11 protein-coding genes are annotated in these 17,382 nt (G+C 57.5%); 6 read left to right on the top strand and 5 right to left on the bottom strand.

The window, feature by feature from the left end; genetic code table 11:
* Positions 1-40: 40 nt before the first annotated feature.
* The 3 genes from AAFG50_RS36210 to AAFG50_RS36220 all read left to right on the top strand — a co-directional run bounded on the left by AAFG50_RS36210 (position 41) and on the right by AAFG50_RS36220 (position 2,454).
* Positions 41-424: a hypothetical protein gene (locus tag AAFG50_RS36210; RefSeq protein ID WP_011084664.1), complete on the top strand. Its 384-nt coding sequence runs from the start codon at positions 41-43 to the stop codon at positions 422-424.
* A 583-nt stretch (positions 425-1,007) separates the two neighbouring features.
* Positions 1,008-1,301, top strand: coding sequence for an IS5 family transposase (locus AAFG50_RS36215; protein ID WP_011084662.1), 294 nt, complete (start codon positions 1,008-1,010; stop codon positions 1,299-1,301).
* 142 nt (positions 1,302-1,443) lie between these two features.
* On the top strand, positions 1,444-2,454 hold the full coding sequence (locus AAFG50_RS36220) for an IS481 family transposase (protein ID WP_011084661.1): 1,011 nt from the start codon (positions 1,444-1,446) through the stop codon (positions 2,452-2,454).
* A 330-nt stretch (positions 2,455-2,784) separates the two neighbouring features.
* On the opposite strand, the gene AAFG50_RS36225 is transcribed toward AAFG50_RS36220, so the two are convergent.
* The 4 genes from AAFG50_RS36225 to AAFG50_RS36240 all read right to left on the bottom strand — a co-directional run bounded on the left by AAFG50_RS36225 (position 2,785) and on the right by AAFG50_RS36240 (position 9,794).
* Entirely contained in the window at positions 2,785-5,028 is a 2,244-nt protein-coding gene (locus AAFG50_RS36225) for a hypothetical protein (protein ID WP_018648290.1), read from the bottom strand.
* A gap of 426 nt (positions 5,029-5,454) precedes the next feature.
* The gene (locus tag AAFG50_RS36230; protein WP_011084659.1) at positions 5,455-6,696 is read right to left on the bottom strand and encodes a cytochrome P450; all 1,242 of its coding nucleotides are present in this window, start codon (positions 6,694-6,696) and stop codon (positions 5,455-5,457) included.
* Between the two features lie 550 nt (positions 6,697-7,246).
* Positions 7,247-8,128, bottom strand: a complete 882-nt coding sequence (locus AAFG50_RS36235; RefSeq protein WP_028176031.1) for a pantoate--beta-alanine ligase — start codon at positions 8,126-8,128, stop codon at positions 7,247-7,249.
* Positions 8,129-8,312: 184 nt separating this feature from the next.
* Positions 8,313-9,794, bottom strand: coding sequence for a pentapeptide repeat-containing protein (locus AAFG50_RS36240; protein WP_011084657.1), 1,482 nt, complete (start codon positions 9,792-9,794; stop codon positions 8,313-8,315).
* A gap of 1,406 nt (positions 9,795-11,200) precedes the next feature.
* On the opposite strand from AAFG50_RS36240, the gene AAFG50_RS36245 reads away from it, so the two are divergent.
* Positions 11,201-12,109 carry a hypothetical protein gene (locus AAFG50_RS36245; protein WP_014497924.1) on the top strand — a complete coding sequence of 303 codons (909 nt, stop codon included), beginning with the start codon at positions 11,201-11,203 and terminating at the stop codon, positions 12,107-12,109.
* Positions 12,110-12,571: 462 nt separating this feature from the next.
* On the opposite strand, the gene AAFG50_RS36250 is transcribed toward AAFG50_RS36245, so the two are convergent.
* Positions 12,572-13,006: a VirK family protein gene (locus AAFG50_RS36250; protein ID WP_011084653.1), complete on the bottom strand. Its 435-nt coding sequence runs from the start codon at positions 13,004-13,006 to the stop codon at positions 12,572-12,574.
* Between the two features lie 685 nt (positions 13,007-13,691).
* Between AAFG50_RS36250 and AAFG50_RS36255 the strand changes: the two genes are divergently transcribed.
* Complete coding sequence (locus AAFG50_RS36255; protein ID WP_014497925.1) at positions 13,692-14,672, top strand: hypothetical protein; 981 nt, start codon at positions 13,692-13,694, stop codon at positions 14,670-14,672.
* Positions 14,673-16,685: 2,013 nt separating this feature from the next.
* The gene (locus AAFG50_RS36260) at positions 16,686-17,375 is read left to right on the top strand and encodes a response regulator transcription factor (RefSeq protein ID WP_011084649.1); all 690 of its coding nucleotides are present in this window, start codon (positions 16,686-16,688) and stop codon (positions 17,373-17,375) included.
* The last annotated feature ends 7 nt before the right edge of the window (positions 17,376-17,382 follow it).

The following is a 17,382-nucleotide window of genomic DNA, read 5'->3' on the forward strand; positions in this document are numbered from 1 at the left end:
TACGAGCGTCGGCCTCCAAAGAACGGAAGCCGGATTTCCTATGGCGACTGGTTTCACCAGCCAGCGGTGGCGAGAACTGTTTCCCGGACGGACTGATGTCACATCAATCGTGGATTTTCAGGTTGCACATCCGCTCGTCGGTAACGCCGGCGATATTCTGCTCGAGCACCAACTAGGGCGAGACGGCGAACGGCCGCTAGTGAACTGGCGTCCTGCCAATGACGAAGCGAGAGCCCGTGCAGAACAACTGGGCTTCGTTCATGTGGATCCCGATGATATGGTACTTGATCCCACCCAGTCCAAACAGTGGAGATATAGGGATGGTGAATGGCAGCGCGCAACCAATTCTTCGATGTATCTCTCCAAAGCGTCGAGCGATGATGAACCTTCATCAGAGCCCGACTCGGATGGAGACTTCATGTGACGTGAGATCTCTACCAATCCATTTGAGGTGGAGCAGAGCGCAGACCAACCGACACCTGCGGCTTACGATCGAGCCTTGGACGGAGCGAAGCCCAAGGCAATTCGGCTCAAGCCGTGAGGTGCACTGTACTGGCGGCGGTTTACGAGAGCTGGTGCCTATAATAGCACAAAAGAAAACCCCGGCTTCCAGCCGGAGTTTTCGACTCCCGCCCGGGCGGGAGGAGCGGATTGCCTATGGCAGGCGCCAGCGTCGTTGTGTCCTCGCCATCAGAATGGCTCGGGATCTTTCCGGGTTGCCTGGGTGAGGAGGGTTTCGTTGGCCGTTTTCTTCGTAGGCGTCTCGAGAAGTGTCGGGCCAACTCATCGAGCAACGAGACCATCCACCCGGGCTCGCCGGCATTGGATGCGAAGATCAAAAAATGGAGCAGATGTCAGGACAACTACCTTGCCTTCGTTCAACTCGCGTCAGTCAGGCTATGGCTGCGCCTTAATGAATCCGCGCCCTAACACTACTTTGGCAGATTGTTAGAATTGGGCTTTTTATTAGGATTCTCATCCTGGCTTGGTTGTGATTCAAGCTTGGGATGGACCGATTCGTTTTGACTGACGCCCAATGGGCGAAGATGGAGCCGCTGTGTCTTGGCAAGCCGGGCGATCCCGGCCGGAGCGGCAAGCTGTTTGTCGAAGCCGCGCTGTGGATTGCCCGCACGGGCAGTCCGTGGCGCGATCTTCCGCGCGCCTTCGGCAACTGGATAACTGCGTACACGCGCTTTCGCGACTGGGCGAAGGCGGGCGTCTGGAAGCGCATGTTTGATGCGGTCTCAGACGAGCCGGACATGGAATATGTCATGGTCTGTAGAAGTTTCGACTTAATCTGACGGCAAGGTTTGAACTGGCAGGGAATGGAGCTGCGGGCGAGCAGGAGCGCTCACCCAAAGGGCGCTCCCGCGCAGCCCGCGGCGTCTCACAGGGAGACGTTACCATGACCCAGGAACAGAAGTCATTCGCGCGAAAGTCGGCATGCTGGAATTGGCCAAGCAGCTCGGCAACGTCAGCCAGGCTTGCCGGATGATGGGCTATAGCCGCGACAGCTTCTACCGGTTCAAGGAACTGTACGACAAGGGCGGCGAGCTGGCGCTGATTGAGATCAGCCGCAAGAAACCGGTCCTGAAGAACCGTGTCGCGCCGGAGGTCGAGGCAGCCGTCGTTGAGCTGGGGATCGACCAGCCGGCCTGGGGTCAGGTGCGGGTCAGCAATGAGCTCAGGAGCCGCGGCCTGTCGATCTCCCCGTTCGGCGTGCGGGCGGTGTGGCTGCGTCACGACCTCGCCAACGTCAAGAAGCGGCTGACGGCGCTGGAGGCCAAGATGGCCCAGGACGGCCTGGTGCTGACCGAGGCCCAGCTCGTTGCGTTGGAAAGGGCCAAGTCCGAGAAGGAGGCGCACGGCGAGTTCGAGAGCGAGTGCCCCGGCTATTGCGGTGCGCAGGACACCTTCTATGTCGGCAACATGAAGGGGGTCGGGCGGATCTATCAGCAGACCTTCATTGACACCTACAGTAAGGTGGCGTTCGCCAAGCTGTATGATCGCAAGACGCCGATCACGGCGGCCGAACTGTTGAATGATCGCGTGGTGCCGTTTTTCGATGCGCGGGGCATCCCGCTAAACCGGATCCTGACCGACCGCGGCACCGAGTATTGCGGCAATCCGGAGCATCACGAATATGAGCTCTACCTCGCCGTCGAAGACATCGATCACACCCGCACCAAGACGAGGAGCCCACAGACCAACGGCATTGTCGAGCGCTTCCACCGCACCGTGCTCGAGGAGTTCTATCGCGTCGTGTTCCGCAAGAAGATCTATCCGAGCATCACTGCCTTGCAGAGCGATCTCGATGAGTGGATCGCTGCCTACAATGAGGTGCGCCCACATCAGGGGCGCTGGTGCTACGGCAAGACGCCGATGCAAACTTTGCGTGACGCAAGTGCTCTGTCGAGAGAAAAATTGTTGCCGGCTGCGTGGGGTCGCACATGAAACCTTTGTCGGACACCTGCCGCGACAAAGCACTCGCTGTCAGCTCAAGTCCCTTCTTTTACAAAGTTTTCCGTCTTGCAACACTCAGCGGCCTACATTCTCATCCGAGCGCCGATGTTCGCCACACCCCGCAATGGCAAGCTTGCTTGCGCGCCGATTGGCGATCCTCCGGACTGCGGGCTGATAACCCTCCCGAAAGGAGTGTTCTCTCCAGGCTCCATGCTTTTGTAAGATAGAGCTTGATGGGGCTCGGCGCTGCTCAGGCAGTCCGCCAAGCCGATGGAGGCATGAGCGCTGTCACCGGATGGCTCACCGCCGCAAGACGATACCTCACCGGATCCCCAGTCGAGCCATCTGCGCTGAAGCGTGCTCCGGATCGGGGAGGGGCTGCCACGGCTGGCCAGCGGCGGTGCTTAACAAGGACTTGCAGAACACAGGAGTGAGCCTGCCGCGATGGATCACGACATTGTCGTGCCCCTCGGCGGCTCGAGCGCTCTGCCAGTGCCGATTGTAGCCGCGCTGTTCGTCGGACTTGACGTGGCAAGCGGCGAATTCGCGATCGCCCAGCGTTGCCAATTGCCAGGCATTTACCGGGCGCTTGGTATGGATGTGCACCCACATCGGCCTTGGCATCGCACCGCTGCGCAGCGCCCTGGGCTGCAGCTTGATTTCGAATAGCGTCCCCGGCTCTCCCTTCAAGGCGTGCGGTGGATCCACTGACGCCAGTTCTCCCGCTTCCCGCAACTGTTCTAGGTATTCTTGCGATGGAAACGCATAGGTCTTCGTGCAATCGCTTGTGATTGCTGCCTTTCGCGCGTTCAATGAGCTTGCCTGTCCCTGAACCTCGGACCACATCCTTGTCAGCCGGACTATTTTTTCGTGCACTTCAGGCACTTGCGCAGGCGTGAGCAGGCCTCGCCGGCGAGGCTCCTCCAGCGCGGCTACACAGGCCTCAATCTCGGAGGACTGCGTCTGCATGCGCTTGATGACGATATCCAACACGTGTTCGGCGTCCTCGGGCTTCATGTGGCGAGCTTGCGAGGCGGCGCTTTGCTGAGCCGGCAGATCGAACTGCAGCAACTGGTCCAATCGCTCAAGTAATCCCGGCAGTGCTTTCCTGGATGGCGGAGCCATCCACATCTGGAGGTTATCGGCCGCAGCGGATGACGCGCGTGCCTGCTCCGGAGTGGCGAGTTTCTTTGTACCGAGATCCGAGAGCACGATGACCTTGCCCGCCGGGGCCGTCGCCGCATCGGGCCTAGCGAGTTGCGGCGTGGCGGGGCTGGCCGTCGAACTCCCCTCTCCTGCGGCTGCTGCGGGCCTTGCTTTGCCCGTTCTGCGCGCCGGACTGCCTCCGCCCGCTGGGCCAATATTATCCGGAAGCGCAGCCCAAGCCGGCGGTTCAATCGTGGCTTGCGTCTTTGGCTGCAATGCCAGCAGCCGCATGACTTCGTTCGCCGTCACCCACGCAGCTTCCACGATCTGGTCCAGCAACGGCAACGGAAGGTCAGTTTCCGTTGCAGTCCCCCTCAGGCTGTCAAGCATGCCGCTCAGCCCCGATGCAAATTCCGAAAGTCGTTCCATGACTCCTTCCAGAACGGCGCGATGCTCCGCTTCGAGCGCCGCTCCATCGCTGTACAGAACGGCTTGGGCCGTCGAGACGAACGCCGGAAAAACATCTCCGATGAAGGCCCCGAGCAGGCGCACCCTCCCGCTCTCATCCATGAGGGCGTCGCGCACGTCTGGTTCCAACGTGCTCGCTTGCGAGTTGACTAAAAGCTCCACGAGAGCGATCCGCGATTGCAGATACATGCACTTCGTAAAGAGCGCCCAGCCCGTATGATGCCTTAGTGCGGCATCTTCGGCCGTGCGCATGGCGGGCGTGCTGCCTGGAAGGTGGGCGGTAGCGGCACAGACTGACTGCATCCGCTCACAGCGCAGCACCTTCTTTCCCCACAACTCCATGCATGCTGCATAGTGGTTCGCAACGCTTGTAAACAGGCGGCTCAGCTGTGCAGGCGAGGCGATGTCTTTGAGGCTGTCGAGCACGCCTTGTGCTTTCTTTCTGCTCTCCTCCAGCTCGTAGATAATCTGGGTCGCCACTTCATTACATTCGTCAGCCTCCCTCACAGTGTCATCGCGGAGCCGGCGAGCCCGATCGTTTGGCAGAATTCGGCGCGCCAAATCGGGTGGCAGACTGGCGTAGTACGCCAGAACTGTTGCGCCTGCTTTGACGACCTGATCCATCAGATCTTGTCTCTCCGGCAAGTTCCGGGCATGCCCGGCCGCTCGGCGGCAAGCTTCAAGTTCCTCAAGCAGGCTGCTCAATTCTCGCTTTGCTGCCTTTATCTCCTCCCTCGTTGGCGCCGCTACGTCCGAAGTTGGCGGCGGGTTCGCAAGCGTCGCCGCTCTCACATCAGGCTCAGACCGTATCCGCCCTACGACGGCATCGAAGGACTGATCGCGTTCCCCAGGGAAGAGACCAGACTCCGGGCTCGAACGGCTCGATTCCCTAATGCTTTCGGCTCCCGCGGCCTCAAGCTCTGATGGACCAGCTCGGCCAATGCCTTTCATGCTTCATCTCCGGATAATTGAGGGTGCGCAGCCTGTCTGGATAGGCCGACTGGCTGACGACTAGCTGACCAAGAGCATTCATCCGGATGCGCAAGGAAGAAGATGCGGCCTTGTGTTCGACTTCTATCGCAGCTTCCATGCTGCTGGAGTAACCGCGTCAGTTCCGGTGTCATCAGCTGAGACGCGAACAGGCCAGACGCCCCCTTATAGAAAACTGACAGCTATAGAAAAATGACAGTCGCGTGCACCAAGCATTCGCCTCACGTATCGTTCTTCACGGGCGATTCAACGTCTGCCCGGTTATAAATAGCTGCCGACAGAACCTTCGCTTCTATCCATTCATCTGCGCAGTTTGAAGAAGCCAAGATAGTTCACATCAATCCACACCCACCGCACACCGGCGGTCGAGACTGTCCCGATCATGGCCTAAGCTTCAATCCGCACGGGGAGAGCGGAATAGCCGTGCACGAAGTTAGATGCAATTCGCTCGGGTTCGCCGACGACCTTGATCTTCAATCCCCCATCCAAAATCTCTTCCCAGAGGACTCTCAACTGCAGTTCCGCAAGGTGTCGGCCAAGACAGCGATGGATTCCGAATCCGAACGAGAGGTGTTGCCGCACATTCTTGCGGTCGATCACGAAACTGTTGGCGTTCTCAATGACCTCTTCGTCTCTATTGCCGGAGATGTACCACATGACGACCTTGTCGCCTGTCCTGATCGGTTTTCCCCCAACGATGCTGTCTATAGCAGCAGTGCGGCGCATATGTGCGATCGGCGTCTGGTATCGAATGATCTCAGACACGGCGCTCGAGATCAACTTGGGATTGTCAGTTAGTTTCCGCAGTTCGGAGGGGTACTGGCTCATGAACAGGAGGCCGCCGGTAATCGAGTTGCGCGTGGTATCATTGCCGCCTACGATCAGTAGAATGAGGTTCCCAAGAAACTCAGTTGGCTCCATATGGCGTGTGACGGGTGAATGCGCCATCAAGGAAATCAGGTCGAGGCGTGGCTCGGCATTGATGCGCTCGTTCCAAAGCCGTGTGAAATAGTCCAGGCACTCCGACAAGATGGTGCTTCGCTTGTCCCAGCTGTCGATGGCATAGCCTGCTTTAGGAGTTGTAACAGCTGCGTCCGACCAATAGGTCAGGAGTCGCCGATCCTCAAATGGGAAGTCGAACAGCGTGGCGAGCGTTTGCGTCGTCAACTCTATGGAGACCTTGGTTACCCAATTGAAGACTTCATTACGCGGCAAGCCATCGAGAATCATCCGGACCCGAGAGCGGATCAAGGTTTCGAGCCTCGTCAGGCTTTCCGGCCCGACGATCGGACTCACCGTGTTGCGCTGCTCGGCGTGCTGGGGAGGCCCCATCTTGATGAAACTTGGGGTCCAGTGCTTATCAGGCACCTCGACAATGGTGACACCTTGCTGTGACGAAAACGCGTGGTGGTTTGTGTCGACCGCTACGATATCCCGGTATTTCGTTATTGACCAATATGGACCATGAGCGCTATTTTGACAGTAGTGAACGGGATCTTCTCTTCGCAACCGCTCGAAGCAACCCCATATGCTGTCGTCTTGAAAGCGCTTGCCCTCGCTTACATCCAGCTCGCTGAGCGGGATAATATATCCATCATCCGCTCTATGGATTTCCAATCGCCTGTTCATAACATCTCCGCAGATTTTGTTCGCGAGAGCTTACGGATCCAAACTTACGATTCACCGGTTTGAGCTGTCGTGGCGTTTGGCTGTGACAAGCTACCCGAACAGACTATCTCAAAGTGCGGCTAGCCAGCCCTACCATGTCGGGCAGTAAGGATCGCATTGACTTTCCGGCTCCATCTACTCAATGGATCGCTGAGAGCTGTCACCACCGCTGGCCTCGCCGTTTCCGGGAACGGCATCGGCGTCAACATAGTGGCTGTCGTTGCCCTGACGGCGAAGGAGCTGGTCCGGCTGCCGCGGCTAGGTCCTGTTCTTCCCAGTGACACCGTCCTGCGCCGCCCTAACAGAGGCCGCCGACGAACGTCATCGCGCTGCCCGATCGCTATCTGAGCGCTACCGCGCGAGCCCAGCGCGAAACTTCGCCTTCATTGAGGGCTCCTACAACCGAACTTGGCTTCATTCCGCTCGCATATATCGCCCCAATCGACATGGAGCTAAGAGCCACCTAACCCCGTCTACTTTTTCGGGCGAAGATCTATGAGTAATCGACTCGCTACGACTGCTTAGGCAAATCGATCCAGATATCCTGAGCACCATTTAGGAGCGTATCCTGATCTGGAACATAGATGCTATCGGAAACCGTGAGGCCATGAGCCATTGCAGCCCCAATAATTAAGAATGGGAGCTTGACCTGCTCTAAATCTTTGAAATTATCAGCGTCGACAATCCGAACAAACTCGAGTCTAAACTGTCGAAACTCTATCCGAGATGTCGCCGACGCGACCAGATCCTTCACGCTTGACGCTCCTCGGGCGATCTCTTCTCTTGAACGGTTGAGTGCCGTGAAGAGACAGGACAGCTCATCAAGCTCGGAACGGTTAAATCGCCTCAAGCGCGACGAAATGGGCACTCCGTTCTTGTATCTCACGGTCGGCACAAACCTTATCTCGCAATCGAGAAGCAGGTCTGCGACGGCGCTCTTTACCAGGATCGCCTGACCTATATCTTTCAGGCCGAAGTAACTGCGAGTTGGCCTCGAATAGCAGATCCAGCGGATTGCTCCAGTAACGGCTTCCTTCAAATAAGTTTCAGGCCCCCCTAAACGCAAATCACAGTCACCTTGCGATACATACGTTCGATAGCCGACCGGGAACATTTCGGTGTCGCTCGACGAAATCACGGCAGTTGCTCCTGAACGTAGGGCAAGTCCAATATCATCGTCCAAATTGAAATCGTAGCTCCCACCTGGTCTAAGCTGGATCTTGTTCGGGTACACTGTGACGATCGCGACATCATTCTCCAATGCCGCTCTTCTAATCAGCTCTGCATGCCCAAGATGCAGGGCGCCGAGAGTGTGGACCGTTCCAATCGTCTGACCTGTTCTCGCGACCTCCCGGATGAACGCCTTGCCTGCGGAAAGACCTGTCAGATGCATCTTCTTACTCCGCTTTTTGAACGCCAAAATAGTGGCGCGTTCGGATCTCGGAAGGCGCGCCGCCCAGCGTCTCGTGGGCCGCGCACGCCAACGAGCACCAAAGAGGTTTTACGCCCTCTCACACCTCGACCACCGCACGAACTGTCCAAAGCTCGCGCGCACTGTTCTTGCAGCTCCGAAGCAGTCAGGTTGACCCTTCTCGACCCCGTCTGATCACCGATGAGAATTCAGCCAGATAGCTTGATGGTTCGCGCGGCTGCCGCCCCTCCAGAGCGACCTGCAGTCCCCGACAACGGTCGGCGAAAAATGGTGGCTCGAAAGTGGTTATCTTAGCGCCCGAAAAGTCCACCTTTACGAAACTGGCCTGGAACGGCGATATCCCACTCAGGTTCGCATCGCGCAGGGACGATTGGTTCATGCGAACGTATGCGGCTCGCGTTGCCTCCAGGTTACTTTCGGTCATATCCGCGGCGAGATATGCCTGAACGAGATTTGATCCCTCGAAATTTGCGTGATTCAATGCCATTGATTGCGGCGGATCACCGGTGATCATCGACCTGTAGAGGTAAGCTTGGGATAGGTCCGCATGCTCCAGATCGCAGTCGCGCACAAAGGCGCAGCGGCCGCGAAAACCGGTGAATTTGGCCGCTCGCATTGTGCTCTCTGTTATCGAAATGCTTTCACCTGATGCGCTAGATAGATCCGCCCCATTCAGCTGACAGGAGTGAATAGATGCACCGGTAAGCACGGCACCCACGAGGTTCGCGTCGGACAGGCCTACGGACAGAAGCCGCGCCTCGGTCAAGTCTGCCTGTTCCAGCTCCGCTCCCGCAAGATTTGATAGGTGAAGATCAGCGAATGGGGCGCTCAGGGCTCTCGCCCGAATCCGCCCGCTCACCTTTGAGAGTCTCAGATACGGAAGATGAGCGCCCTCTAAGACGAGACCATCGATCGAGATGGGACGCACGATCGATAAACAGTCTCCCTTCGACTGAAAGAACGAGCAATCCGCCAGATGCGCCTTCGTGATCGTGACCTGGCTCAGCTTTGCGAAGCGGAAGGACGCTGAAGGGAGGAAGCATTCATTGATGGTTGAGCCCTGTAATTCCGCGCCGTCGAATACAGCATCACTCGCGTCGCACTGGTAAACGAGGAGCCCGCTGAGCATCGCGTTGTCAAAGCGTGTTCTTTTCATGCTGCAACCGTGAAAAAGGCTGCCGGTTGCATCGATTACATTGCGCAGACTGGCATCATCGAAGTTGCAGACCTGCGCTGCCATCGCATGCATATAGGCAAAATCGAGCTTGGCCCCCATGAAACTTGCCCGCTCTAGCCCCGGACAGATAAGGTTCGCCTCAGAAAGATCTGCTCGATCCAACTTTGTTCCGTAGAGCTGCGCGCGATTGAGGGTACAGCGTCGCAGCGGGAAATCTGATAGGTCATGACCGCTAAGGTTCTCGGAGGATAGCTGCAAGCCAATCCCGGTCCTTCTGATTGCCTCCTCGGTTCGCCTCCTAACAGCAGCAACCGCCAGCAGCCGGTCGGCAGCCCGGCTCCAGTACCGAACGAACTCGCCATCTGATGAAAGCTTGTCTTTCGGATCTGAGTAGTGCTCTGCCCCTTCATTCACGGTGCACTCGCTATCAGCGCCGATCCTTTGCGACATGTCGAGAGTTCCGTACTGCCAGGATTACGAGGACCTCTTTGTGCTTGGCATGGACGCAGGCTGCGGGCTTTGTGGCGAACTCGCCGGGGATTTGGTGACACGACGTGTCGACGAGACTCTTATCATGTCGCTGTCCGCGGCGGCCGACGCTTGACCACGTCAGCCGAATTCTTGTCATGCGTGTCCACTGCCAATCGGTGCAATTGTCTACCACACCCACCAACCCTGATCCGTTGTTTGGCAGCGCTGATATGTCCGAAAGTGTGTTTCTTTTCGCCAGCTCTTCGACACTCCACATCACTCTCCATTAACCCGAATGCGCAACATTCTAGGTCTTTCTTCTTGTTCGGAATGGACCCGCGGCTTGCGGGCGGAACAGTGATCGTTCACCTAGCTCTGCACTCAGCCTGGCCTTACCTCATCGGCAGCAACAACCGTGCCAGCCGCATCAGTCGGAATTGTCGAGCTAAATCGGCAGCGTAATTTCCACATGGGCGCAGAATGTTCTGATTCTGACAAACACGGTCCCGCTGACAGAAACCGCATTATGGTCGCTACGCCACCTTGAAAGCAAAAATTCCGACTTCGGTTGCAGGAGGGCAAGAGCCGCAGTCCTTACGGGCACGCAATCGATCAATTGCAATTCGACACTTGCGGATCGCCGGCCTCCTGGTTAGCCAAAGCTCGCGATCGGCTAGGCCTGCTCCGCGAGCCGACGGGTCCATCTATGGGAGAACGAGTTGGGCCGATCGAAGTCGCACCCCCGTGGCTTGTTTTGCGACTAACGCTCGGCGCGCCGACGCGATCCATCGCATCAGTATTCCCAACAATGGATCTTCATGCCACGCGGCCCGGTCAGAGCCCGATGGCCGCGGCATGATCCGGCGTTAGTATCCCCAGCAGCTTCTTGAAGAGCTTTTCAAAGTCCTTCACGGGGAGCCGATGCAAGCTAGTCCAGGCAGGCTGCCCCATGCGGCTCAAGCTTACGGTAAGCGGGCCCTCCCCCGGGCTGCTTCCCCATAACCTTTCATACGGTACTGCCATGAAGCGGAGAGCGGCAATGGCCCATCTCGCCAAAACTCTGCTCCGCAATAAACAACAGGCTCGCCGGCACAGACGCAATGGCCACGGGCTTTCTTCAAGCAATTGGGTCTGGTCAGCTGTTCGACAGCTAGGCTTTCTAGCATAACAGCATCTTTATCCGGACTGGAGCCCGACTCGAACACAAATATCTGGACGAGAAGCATGAGCTGGATTGCCGGTCAGGGGCCTGCCGCACGCCTCAACACCGGACGTTCGAGAACCAGACCGGTGCATCTTATACAAACTGCGCCCGTCTCAGTTCCTGCTCCTGATCTGATCAACTTTTGCATGACGATATTGAAGGCCGACAAAAGGAGACCGGAATGGCCCCATTTGACAACGTCAACCCATCCGAGGCTCGGATGCATAACCTCGATCCACAACAGGAAGAGACGGCGCAAGCAGACTTTGAGCATCGGCTTGGAGAGGCTCAGCCAATCCTCGCATCATTAGCTTCACCCGCGGCTGGATCGAACCCGACGGTAACGGACGGCAACAAGAAAGCGCAAGCTATCCCTGAGAACGAACGGTGCGCGGCTGCATCGTTCGTGAGAACGCGCGGTCAGCTTGCCGCAACGTTGACTTGCGCTAACCTTGCGGAACTCAGAAGAGACATCGAACTCGCTGCGCAAAGATCAGCACAATGGCCAAGAGCGACTGGATCGTCAGCCTATCGCGTCGACAGTGACCGCGTTTACGACGACGTGTTGGCATCGTCATACACGGAGCTGCAGCGCTTTCAAAACCACGCCAGCCACTGCAGGCCACATGTGTTGGACCGTCAAAGCGCGATGGCCCATTTGCGTTCCATGGCGGCTTTGCGTTACGAGCAAGCTCCCTGGAATATCTGGGGAGGCCAACGACTAGATCTGGGCCGCGCAGCGGCAGAGCACATGAGGGGCGATACCAATTCTTCGCCTTTTGTGTCACTGTCCGAGGACGCCTCACTACTGCTCGTTTCGCCGGACGACGACAAGGAGTTTGGCGCCAAAGTCATCGCGGAAAACGCGAATGAGTTGCACACCTACACGGTGCCGAGGGTCACAACTTGGACGGCGGAAGACATCGTCAGTATTCTCGAGGATGGAACCGAAAATGATGAACCCGATCTGGCATGGGTGAGTGCTACCCCAACCGAAGAGCGTGAGGTACTATTTCTGGGTGGGAATCTGGACGACTTTCGGACGGCCAGCGCATCGAATCCGTACAAAAAGTCAGGAGCAAAAGGCTGATGACGCAGGCTCCGGAAAGGGTGATTTGCCTTTTCCGATGCTTGGAAAAGTCGAAAACAGCGTTCATGCTATAATCCTCCGGTCCGTCTGCCCGGCGAGGGGGAGCGTCAACAACGCCGGTCCTGGCTGGATCCGCTTAAATATGATGTTCTCACGAGGGCCGCGGGCAGCGCGTGGACGTAGCGAGATCATCTGGACGTTCAACCGAGAGGTATTGGCTCAGCCCCATACGACGACTGCATGAGCCGCCGATCTTCCACCTCAAAGATCGAATGGAGATCGGCGACATTCATGAGTTAGCTGAGCAACAAGTTCAGGCAACTTGATCCTTCCCTGACGAAAAGACGGCTAGAAAGAGTCTGGCAGTCCTGACGATCGAAAAGATCCGTATCATGCCCGGCGAAGCTGTCCACACGATGGAGGATCAAGTCTACGAAGCGCCCGTCTGCTCTGTGCTCTTCGTTACCAGATGAACTTTGCGCCATCCGGCACTTCGCAGATGAATTCGCCTTGATTCGCGAGTTCGGTGGTCCCGACGACAAGTTTGGAGGCTCGCACCGTCAGCTTGCCTTCGCGGCTAAGGCTATGGCGGATGTACTCGGTCACGGCATGTCCGGAGCTGTCGACCGTTTGATGAGCATTGGCGAAGCTGATGCCGCTCTGGCTGGTCACCCTGAAGGCATTGATGACCAGACCGGCCTGCGTCGCCGACGCAGGTTTGCCACCATCCGCGTTGGTACAGTGGGTCATATCGAGGATGAGCTTCACATTCTTCCCCGCTTGGAGGGCTCTGAGTACTTCAGTGTATTTCGGCGAGGGGTCGTCGGCTCTTGCCGGCGCGCTCGCGGCCGAAAGCAAGGACAACAGGATCGTTAGTCCTCGGCCAGTAACCTTCATATGCTCTTCTCCCTCGATAAGTACCGCCGATTGCGGCCTCCAAGTCGTGATGCTCGCGATGCGTTTGGCTGATTCCAGACAACAAGCGCGCTCGTACAAAGCAGCCTGTCGCAACGACGCGCAAGACGTTGTAATGGCTATTCCGACATCACAACCTCGTATGTTAGGTTTGCGGAAGTGGCTTAGCTTCCCGCGCGTCGACTAGACCGGCTTGATCCAGCGTCGTCCGCTTGGAAACAGCAAACCAAACCGGTTGCGCTGGTCCGCCACAGGCCTCTCGAGCGAGAGAATGTAGTTCTCGCCTCTGCATAAGTAGACGATCTACGAACGCGCCTTTCGCCACCTCAAGCACCGGCTCGTCCATCTTGCTGTGCACGGGCTGTCTGCCTTAGATCACGCGTCCACAATGAAGTGGTGGGCGCGTCCTGGCGTGCCGATCCGAACAATCTCAGGCATCCAATAGCAGCCCAATCGAACACCAATGCCAGGAGGCAAACGGCAGCACCGATTTTGATCCGACGCTTCGCGCGACTTCCTTCCGGCTGGCTGTTCGCCATGCTGACTGACTCAATTCGACTCCGTCAAGAGCTGAAACTAAATGGCGCCCTCTCTGGTCTGTCAGCTTCTCGAAAGCTGCGCCTGCAACAATCTAGGCTGGCATCCGGCACTTCGAAGGGAGAGAGATATGAACGTTGATCCACGAAATGCTGTGGACACTCCCTTTGAGGTTCACAACGTGGTACAGCAGGCGCGCCGCGTCCATGGACAACAGGATGAGCTTGGCGCCGAGAGCAGCGCAACGGCACACAATTCCGAAGATCAAGCAAGCTTCGAGCAGCAGCTGAATGACTTGGATATAGACGACCTCGATTCGGCCTACCCGACGCCGCCTTCACTCTGCTTAGCGGCAAATTCCGCGACTGCCACGTCCTCGTCTGCGCCAGGCGAGGCCGCCTCGGAACCCGGTAGCTGCCCAGCCCCATCATTTGTCAGTGCCCGCGCTCAGCTTGCAGCAACACTGACAGGTGCCAATCTTGAAGTGCTTCGCAATGAGATCGACCTTGCCGTGCAGCAGGCGGCGCGCTGGTCACCGGCGAGCGCACCTAGCATTGACCGAGACGGCGTATTTGACGACGTCGTGAGGTCGTCTTATGTCACACTGCGGCGTTTTCAGAATCAGAATAGTGACTGCAAGCCGCATACGGACGAAAACACAAGCGCCATATTGCATGTTCGCAACACGGCTCGGGATCATTCTTCCATTGGAGATCATCCAGAGCGGTATCCTATTGACCGGGCGCGCCAAGCTGGCTGGCATATGCGCGGCAAGACAACAACATCACCCTTCGTATCGTTGGTCGAAGATCCGGCGAAACTCGCCGTTTCTCGCGATCATTGGGCGAGGGCGATCGCCAACAATGCGAACGCACTGCACACCTACACTGTTCCGAAGCACAGTGTCTGGACGCCAGACGACGTGATGAGCAGCATTGCGCTCAGAATGAATGCTGAAGACTACGACAACATCGATGCGGACGTCGATTTGATGTGCTCACTTGGCAGAACGCCAACGAAAGAGACCGAGCGCCTGTTCTTGGGCGGAAACTTGGAAAGCTACCGCACCGGCAGAGAAGAAAATCCCTATAAGCGCGAGAGCAATGAGTAGATGGTCTCTCGGCCAAACCGTTGGGCTGGTTCGTTGGTTTTCAAGCACCCAAACTCCCAAAAGAAAGACCTTGAAGCGGCGTACCAACTCCGCACACGCAGAACAGCTTAAGCTTATGCGGCGACCGGCGGCCCGATCAACTCGCCGGTCGAGCGGCAGAGCGGTTGGGTCTCCGACAAGATGCACTTCCGGCGACGCGAGGATGTCGGACAATCCTCCTCCTGTGCGCGCTCGTTGGAGCATCCCGGCGCCTTGGACATTGTGAGTTCGAACGACATACGAGCTCACGGCTGGCTGGCGGCTTTGGTGGAGTTACGCCGCTGAACGCGCTGCGTCCCTCTCTGTACTCGGTCTGAAATTGGCCGCGCGGTCAAGCAACAGGTGTTTCGGCCGCGATCGCATCGGGCATTCGCTCCCCGCGATAAGCCGCGCTGTTACAAGACAGCCGATCCGTCACCTGGATGCGTTCCATCAAAACAATCGATTTTGCGGAGCGCGCCTAAGAGGCTCATAGTCGATCGCAATATAAGGAGGCCGCATTCAAGATGACGTCTGGCAATCGATTCTCTCCTCAATCCCTTGCCGAACAACTTGGCTCGAGCGATCGACAGTCTTCACCTCGAACGTTGCTTCCTGTTCATCAAGTGGACGTCCACCTCTCGCCACGGTCTCCCCGCTAAATTGACACGCATGAGGCGGATCGGATCGCCCCGCTCCTGGTGTCATGGCTTACCCCGCTTGCCAAGAGCGCCTGCCTCTTCTGCACTCAATAGCGCTTCTGCGAGACGTTTAATTGGACGGACGAATGCTCACGGCTTTGTACACAGCGAGACGGACCGCCGCGCGCAGTTCGACGGCATGGTCGAACTGTGTCGCCGTTGCCTCACAACGATTCCAAACTGAAGGCACCCCGACAAAGAGCATTCAATTGCACTTGAATCTCACCTCGCGTCAGATTGTAGGATTTCCGACAGTCTCGCGACACAGTCCGCTCGTGTGAACTCTTCCTGACGGGTACCAACAATTGCGAACGTCTCAAAAACTCAATGCTCGGCCGATTCGGTTGATCACACTACCCAACTCCTCCTTTTTAGAGCTTGCATCGTTCATCTGCTCTGTGAGGGCTGGGCGAAGCGCCGTCTTCGCAGGCAGACCTGGATCCAGCGCGCGAGAACAACGCGGGCAGTCTTTGTTTCGCCTATGCCGACGAAAGGCAGAGTTCCTGAGCCGTGCACCCGATCCGACGACATGGAGCCGGCGTCGCCGCCTCAGACAAGGCACGACAGCAATGCCGCACGTAATTTGTCCTTCATTGGCAGGACTAGCTCAGTTGGGACGGAGAACGCCTCGGAAGCGACCGAGCATTGGAACGGTTGACATCTTACTTGGATAACGCCGGCAAACGAGAGGACGTCTGTCCCGAAGGACGCGTTGATCGTTTCGTCGCTTCTCGGCCTTTTACGCCCCATTGGCCGGCACATAGCGCGCGAAGTGTCTTTAGCGCGGAACACTTGCAATGCCGCGACTTGACGGCACTACGGCCAACAGCCTCGCAAGACTGACCGCGGATCAAGACGAACTGGGAAGTATTCAATGTCGGTTTCGCAAGCCTGTTCGACGACAAATACAGCTGATCTCGCCCGTGCCTTGCTTTCGCTGGGGCAGTCTCGCGCGATCACTACCGCTAGCATTCGCGCAGCGCATGCAGGCATTGCTATGTGCCGCCCACAGATGCATCAGTGCGCCGCCAGGGCTCTCAACCCCGTAAGTCATCGCAGAGCTCTTGCCAACATAACGGATATGTTGAGCTGCGCCGCCCGCCCAGGCGACCCGCCGCGAGCCGTCACATATCCGATGTCAATGGATGCGCATGCATCGGTCGCCTGCCAACAAGCTCTTGCGGGTCGTCTACGGCTTTTCGAATTCATGCCAGACCGGCAGCATCCAGTCGCCGGATCTCTTGGTCAACCCTAACACGCTCAAGTCTTGCCGAGGACGGACGAGAGGCGATGGATGCGAATTCTCCTGGTTGATCATCATGCGGACTTTGGCCGCGCTGTGAAGGCAACGCTCGTGAATTGCGGGTTCGCGGTGGACGTGACGCCCACGCTGGATGAGGCGTCAGCCGCGCTGGATTGCGCAAACTACCACCTCGTACTGCTGGAGTCCGTCTTGCCGGATGGGGATAGTTTGGACTGGTTGAAGCAGTTGCGGCGCGAAGGACGATCAATGCCGGCAATGATGATGAGCAGTCTCAATGATCTCAGCCGCCGGATCGCGACCTTCAATGCGGGAGCGGATGATTTCCTGCCCAAGCCTGTGTCGATCGACGAACTCATCGCTCGCATGCGGGCCATTTTGCGAAGGTCAACGCAAATGACGGCGCCGGTCGTGACATTCGGGAATCTGCATTTCGATCCGATCGCCAGACAAGTCTCGGTGGGTGGCCGGATCCTGAGGATTGCTCGGCGTGAGGTGTGCATTCTCGAGCATCTGCTCAATCGCGCCGGCCGCACTGTGCCGCGCGCTTCGCTGGAAGATAGCTTGTACGCGTTCGATGACGAGGTTTCGACCAATGCGCTGGAAGTCGGGATTTATCGCTTACGCGCGCATTTGAACCAGGCGGGTGCGACGCTCAGAATCAAGACCGCGCGCGGCGTCGGTTACACTCTTGAACTCGTTGGCACAGCATCGGCTGCCTAGCAGCGTC

Source organism: Bradyrhizobium sp. B039, from assembly GCF_038965675.1.
Classification (GTDB): domain Bacteria; phylum Pseudomonadota; class Alphaproteobacteria; order Rhizobiales; family Xanthobacteraceae; genus Bradyrhizobium; species Bradyrhizobium diazoefficiens.